3 protein-coding genes are annotated in these 3,789 nt (G+C 72.6%); 2 read left to right on the top strand and 1 reads right to left on the bottom strand.

The genetic code is table 11. The annotated features are described in order from the left end of the window. Nucleotides 1–28 precede the first annotated feature (28 nt). Nucleotides 29–862, top strand: coding sequence for an SDR family oxidoreductase (locus AOK24_RS21550; RefSeq protein WP_055721704.1), 834 nt, complete (start codon nucleotides 29–31; stop codon nucleotides 860–862). Between the two features lie 103 nt (nucleotides 863–965). On the opposite strand, the gene AOK24_RS21545 is transcribed toward AOK24_RS21550, so the two are convergent. After that, the gene (locus AOK24_RS21545) at nucleotides 966–2,117 is read right to left on the bottom strand and encodes a YihY/virulence factor BrkB family protein (RefSeq protein ID WP_055721703.1); all 1,152 of its coding nucleotides are present in this window, start codon (nucleotides 2,115–2,117) and stop codon (nucleotides 966–968) included. A 93-nt stretch (nucleotides 2,118–2,210) separates the two neighbouring features. Here AOK24_RS21545 and AOK24_RS21540 point away from each other — a divergent pair. Then, nucleotides 2,211–3,789: acyl-CoA dehydrogenase family protein (locus AOK24_RS21540; protein ID WP_055721702.1), on the top strand; the 1,579-nt coding region annotated here is incomplete at its 3' end.

Genomic DNA, 3,789 nt, shown 5'->3' with positions numbered 1-3,789 from the left:
GCCCCCCACCCCCCGCTTGACTGGACCCATGACGAACACAGACACGACCCTCGTGGTGACCGGCGTGACCGGTCGTACCGGCAGCCGCGTCGCGCGGGCCGCGCAGGCCGCCGGCCTGAAGGTGCGCCCCGCCTCCCGTGCCCAGGGCTTCTCCTGGACCGACCCCGCGACCTGGGCGGACACGCTGCGCGGCGCCGACGCGGCGTACCTGGTGTACCCGCCGGACATCGGCGCCCCCGGCGCGGGCGAGGCGGTCGGCGCGCTGGCCGGTCAGGCCGTGGCCCTCGGCGTCCGCCGCCTCGTCCTGCTCTCGGGCCGCGGCGAGCACTCCGCGCGGGCCGCCGAGGATGCGCTGACCTCCTCCGGCGCGGACTGGACGATCGTCCGGGCCTCCTGGTTCGACCAGAACTTCAGCGAGGGCCCGATGGCGGACGGCCTGCGGATCACCGGCGACCTGGTGTTCCCGGCGGACGAGGTGACCGAGCCGTTCCTGGACCTGGCGGACCTCGCGGAGGTCGTCGCGAAGACGGTCACCGAGGGCGAGACGTACGTCGGCCGCGCGCTGGACCTGTCGGGCCCGCGCCTGATGACGTTCCGCGAGGCGGTCGCCGAGATCGCGCGGGCGTCGGGCCGGGAGTTGACGTACACGGCGGTCACTTCGGAGCAGTACGCCGAGGTCCTGGCGTCGTTCGGCCTGCCGCCCGGCGAGGTCGCCTTCCTCACCGAGACGTTCGCGTCGCTGCTCGACGGCCACAACGCGTTCCTGTCGACGGACGACGTCCACGAGGTCCTGGGCCGCGCCCCGCGCGACTTCGCGGAGTACGCCCAGGAGGCGGCGGCGGAGGGCGCCTGGAAGGCGTAGCGCCAGCAGGCACAGCAACGGACAGAAACCGCTCCCACAACCTCCCCTCCCGCGGCCTCCCTCACCGCTCCCACAACCCCCCTCACCGCTCCCGCAGCCTCCCTCACTTCTCCCGCCGCTGCTCCTCCTGCGCCTTCGCCACCGTCTTCGCGTGGGTCCGCAGGCGAGCCGTGACGTTCTCGTGGGGGAGGAAGCGGGACCAGCGTTCGGGGAACTCGGAGGGCATGTCGGGGTCGTCGGGGTCCTCGCGCCCCTGCGCGGCGGACATCCGGGCGACGTACTCGACGACCTCCTCCTTGCGCAGCCGCTCGTTGGCGGCGCGGGCGGCGGCGGTCGCGGCGGCGGGCCAGACGCGGTCGATCGCGGCGTTGACGGCGGCCCCGACGAGCACGGCGAACGCGGCGACGCCGATCCACAGCATGACGGCGACGGCGGCGGCGAGCGAGCCGTAGATGGTGGCGCCCTCGATGGTGCTCTGGAGGTAGATGCGCAGCAGGAAGCTGCCGAACACCCACATCGCGAGGGCGACGAGCGCGCCGGGCACGTCCTCGATCCAGGGCGAGCGCACCGGCACGGACACGTGGTACAGCGTGGTCAGGAAGGCGATCGACAGCAGGATCACGACCGGCCAGTACAGGAGCTGCACGAGCGTCGCCGACCAGGGCACGATCCGTACGACGGCGTCGGGCCCGGCGACCATCAGCGGCAGCGCGACCGCCCCGATGACGAGGGCGACGATGAACAGGGCGAAGGCGACGAGCCGTGTCTTGACGATGCCGCGCACCCCGTCGAGGCCGTACATGACGGTGATCGTGTCGATGAAGACGTTCACCGCGCGCGAGCCGGACCACAGGGCGAACAGGAACCCTATCGAGATGATGTCGGGCCGGCCGCCCTTCATGACGTCGTCGAGGATCGGCTGGGCGAGCTGCTGGACACCCTTGTCGGACAGGACCGTCCGGGAGGCGTCCAGGATGTTGGCCTCCAGGCTGGTGATCGTGTCGGTGCCGGTCCAGTCGTCGACGTACCCGAGCAGCCCGATGAGGCTGAGGAGCAGCGGCGGCACGGACAGCAACGTGAAGAAAGCGGCTTCTGCCGCAAGTCCCAGGATCCGGTACTCCACGCAGGAGTTGACGGTGTCCTTGAGCAGCAGCCAGGTGGTCCTGCGCATGGACACGTCGCGGTAGAGGGCGCGCGCCCGGTGGAAACGGCTCGGTGCCGCGTGGTGCGGGGGTGACTGACTTGCTGGCTGCACGCCCTAAAGGTATCCGCCACGGGAGGCCGCGCTCATCCCCGGTGCCACGGCGTCGGCGCACGTGACGCCCGGGGAGGGGATAGGTTGCGCGCTATGGCAGGCACCACCCACACCGTGACCAATCAGCCTCCTCCCCTTGCCGCGTACGACGTGTACGGCACCGACCGGGTCCTGGTGGACGCGGTGGACCGGCATCTGGCCCCTGAGCTGCGTGACGAGGCACACTCGTCGCTGGCGGAACTGGGGAGGTCGGCCGGTTCCGTACAGGTGCGCGAGTGGGCCGAACAGGCGGACGGGAATCCGCCCCGGCTGCGGACGCACGACCGGTACGGGCACCGGGTCGACGAGGTCGACTTCCATCCGGCGTGGCACCGGCTGCTGGGCAAGGGGGTCGGCGCCGAGCTGACGGGGGCGGCCTGGTCGCGGCCGGGCGGGCAGGTGCGGCGGGCCGCCGGGTTCCTGGTGTGGTCGCAGGCCGACGCGGGGACGTGCTGTCCGCTGTCGATGACGCACGCGGCGGTGCCGGTGCTGCGGACGGAACCCGAACTGGCCGCCGAGTGGGAGCCGTTGCTCGCCTCCTCGCTGTACGAGCGGGACCTGCGGCCGGTCGGCGAGAAGGGGGGTGCGCTGCTGGGGATGGGGATGACGGAGAAGCAGGGCGGGAGCGACGTCCGGGCGATCACGTCCGTTGCACAACCGCTTGCTGAAACGGGCGCGTACGAGCTGACCGGGCACAAGTGGTTCTGTTCGGCGCCGATGTCGGACGGGTTCCTGGTGCTGGCGCGGGCACCGGGCGGGCTGACGTGTTTCCTGGTCCCCCGGGTGCTGGCGGACGGTTCCCGCAACCGGTTCCTGCTGCAACGCCTCAAGGACAAGCTGGGCAACCGGTCCAACGCGTCGGCTGAGGTGGAGTTCGACGGGACGTGGGCGCGGCGGGTCGGCGAGGAGGGGCGCGGGGTGCGCACGATCGTGGACATGGTCGCGGCGACCCGGCTCGACTGCGTGCTGGGGTCCGCCGGGCTGATGCGGCAGGCCGTCGCGCAGGCCGTCCACCACTGCGCGCACCGCGAGGCGTTCGGCTCGAAGCTGCTCGACAAGCCGCTCATGCGGGGCGTCCTCGCCGATCTCGCGCTGGAGTCGGAGGCGGCGACCGTCCTCGGGATGCGGCTCGCCGCCGCGTACGACGACGGGGGCGAGCGCGAGCTCGCGCTGCTGCGGATCGCCGTCCCGGCCGCCAAGTACTGGGTGACGAAGCGGTGTCCGCCGGTCGTCGTCGAGGCCGCGGAGTGCCTGGGCGGCAACGGGTACGTCGAGGAGTCGGGGATGCCCCGGCTGGTACGGGAGTCGCCGCTGAACTCGGTCTGGGAGGGGGCCGGGAACATCCAGGCGCTGGACGTGCTGCGGGCGCTCCAGCGGGAACCGGCCGCGCTGGACGCGTACCTCAGGGAGGTGGGGTTGGCGCGGGGCGCCGATCACCGCCTCGACGCGGCGATCAAGGACCTGCTGACGGAACTCGCGGACCTGGCCGGCGTGGAGGCGCGGGCCCGGCGCCTGGCCGAACGGTTCGCGCTGGTCCTGCAAGGTTCGCTGCTGGTCCGCTTCGCCCCGCCGGAGGTGGCGGACGCGTTCTGCACGTCGCGGCTGGGCGGGGAGGCGGGGGCCACGTTCGGGG

This window comes from Streptomyces niveiscabiei (genome assembly GCF_001419795.1).
In the GTDB taxonomy this organism is placed as follows: Bacteria; Actinomycetota; Actinomycetes; order Streptomycetales; family Streptomycetaceae; genus Streptomyces; species Streptomyces niveiscabiei.
The sequence above is the reverse complement of the archived record's forward strand: the minus strand, read 5'-3'. Positions and strand labels throughout refer to the sequence as shown.

Bases quoted from the DNA above. Each gene is read 5' to 3' on its own strand.
- AOK24_RS21550 (WP_055721704.1), top strand. From the start codon at position 29: ATGACGAACACAGACACGACCCTCGTGGTGACCGGCGTGACCGGTCGT.